At 45.0% G+C, this 2,354-nt stretch carries 1 pseudogene; it reads left to right on the forward strand.

Annotated features, from left to right (window positions below):
- Positions 1 to 658: 658 nt before the first annotated feature.
- Positions 659 to 2,354: pseudogene (locus tag WCP75_RS04940) on the forward strand (hypothetical protein); the annotation flags it as partial.

Below are 2,354 nucleotides of genomic sequence, written 5' to 3' on the forward strand. Positions count from 1 at the left end.
AAGCAGGGTTGGGTTTTAATGCTCAGCTAGTTCCAAAGCTCGTTCTTCATGGTGATCTGTCTTATCAACATAAGCTTACGAAGGCGGGCTTTTTTGGGGTCACTTTCTCTGGTGGGGTGCGCTACAGGTTTTAGTGAGTAGGGTATAGTTGAACTTCGAAATAAAGTAAAAAGGCGGTGCGTTGTGCTGCCTTTTGTGTTTGTAGTCGGATAAAAATTGCTATTTTCATGGTATTTGTGAAACAAAGAGTAGTGATGCTTTCTTGTTAGATTGGCTTTTGAGGGATGAACGTTGCTCTGTGTCTGTGTTATTCCATCTCATTGAATAAGATGTTTTTTTTTAAATCCCTTGGTTTATTTTAGGAAAAGAACAGAGGGTTTGGTACCGGCGTGTAGCGTTTTCAAATGTTTTCTTTCATAGCAATTTGAATTCCCATAAGCCAACAATTTTAAGATGTTATTTAATTGAATTGCACGTTATAGTTTTATTCCTTCTTTACATATAACACACAATGTATTATACACGTAATAAGTGCTGTGTGCATTTATTCCCGTTTGGAGAGTATCTTTCAGCATTGGTGGATGTCCTTCTGTGTGCGAGCGGTTTGTCGCGTCCTTTTCGTCTTTTTCAGTAAGGAAAAAGGAGTTTCGATGGAGCTATGATCAGGTTGTGTGGGAATCGTTTACGTTTGTGTGTTTTTGCAGCGGCCGTTTTTTCTCTTCTTCAAAACGAAGTCAGGGGGGAGGAAGGAGGGGATCTTGGGTCTAGTGTCTACTCCGGCAGTGGCTATGTTGATGTCGATTATAGCGGGGGGAAGAGTGTCGCTTACTATTATGACGGTAATCGGCGTGCCGTTACTTACTGCGATAAGGGGGAGGTGTGCGACAGAGTCCATCAGGGCTTTTTTCATGATTATGTTGGCGGCGGTCATTCTACCTCGTTTCATGGGGAATATTATTCATGCAAGATATGCGGAGAGAATGATGCCATTAGTGGAAAAACCTTTAAGATCACCAAGGAGGGTGCTGGCAGGCGTAGTGGTAGTCGCGTTGCTGTGACGGTGAAGGGAGATGCGGAGCAAAAAAGTAATGCAGGAAAGATAAAAACTAGGTTGGTGGGGAGGAATGTGGCTATTGTTAGTGAGGCTCCGGGCACTCCTTATACGCGTGGTGTGTCTGTATCTGAGGGTGGTGAGATTTCTTTAGAAAATTTTACCATTGAAAATGCGGTGGTGGCTGCTCACGCCAGCAATGGAAAAGTTGAAGTCAAGAACGGGTTTATTCAGCGGGTTGAGACGGCTGTACAAGCAGTGGGGGTACCGACGTCCGTCGCTTTGGATGGCGTAATGATTGAAACAAGTGACGGTGCTGTTTTGGCGAATTATGATCGGGCGAGCCTGTACAGTTTTGGTGGTGCGGAAATTAAGATGAGCGGTGGGGCGATTAATTTCCGAAAGAATCATGGAGTTTTTGCATCGTTTGGTGGGTCAGTTATGCTTGATGGTGTTAAGATTTCAAGGGATGGTTTGGAAAAAAATCAGAGAGACCATACGGTTTTTCTCTTGGATAAGGGGGGTACTGTTGGTTTTGAGAATGGAGATATTGATGTTACTGACACTCATGGTGTGTTGTTGAGGGGGCGCCGTCATAGTTCGGATTTATCATCCGAGGGGTTGAGGGAAGGCGGGGATGCTGCCGCTATGGTGAAAGCTAATAGGGTTGACATTAGAGTCTCCTCCGTTCATGTGAGGGGGAGGGCGAGCTACGGTATATATTTTCGGGAAGATGATAACATGCGCGAAGAGGAGGGGTACAGGCGCGATGTGGCTCTGGGGGTGGGGGTTTTTCCGCAGTTGAATTCTGTTGATTTGGATGAGACGAAATTCTCCGTCGACAATGTGGCTGTCTATGGTGCTGATCCTGTTCATGGGGTTGTTGGTCTGTATAAAAGTGCTCTAAGTTCGGGGGATTTATTGTTAAAAGTTGAAAGGGGTGCTTCTATAGAAATTTTAGCGGATAAGTCTACTCTTAAAGGAGGGAGCTATGTGGGGCAGGGTTCTAGAGGTAGGTTGCATTTGAGTGACAATTCAATGTGGATTTTGTCGCGGGATGAGCGGAGAAATTTGGATGGGTCGGATGGTGGTGTTTCGTCTCTTTCGTTCTTAGCCATTCGGGATAGTTCTGTCAAACTTGGAGATCCAGGATCTTCTCGCCTTCGTCATCATCGAACGCTTCATATCGGAGGAGGTATTGGGGAGGTTTATAGGGCGAGCGGTAATGCAAGCCTCTATCTTAATACATTTTTATATGCTGATGGTTCGCATGATAACCAACGGACTGATCGTGTTTTGATCC

This window comes from Bartonella numerosa (assembly GCF_037070845.1).
Classification (GTDB): Bacteria; Pseudomonadota; Alphaproteobacteria; order Rhizobiales; family Rhizobiaceae; genus Bartonella.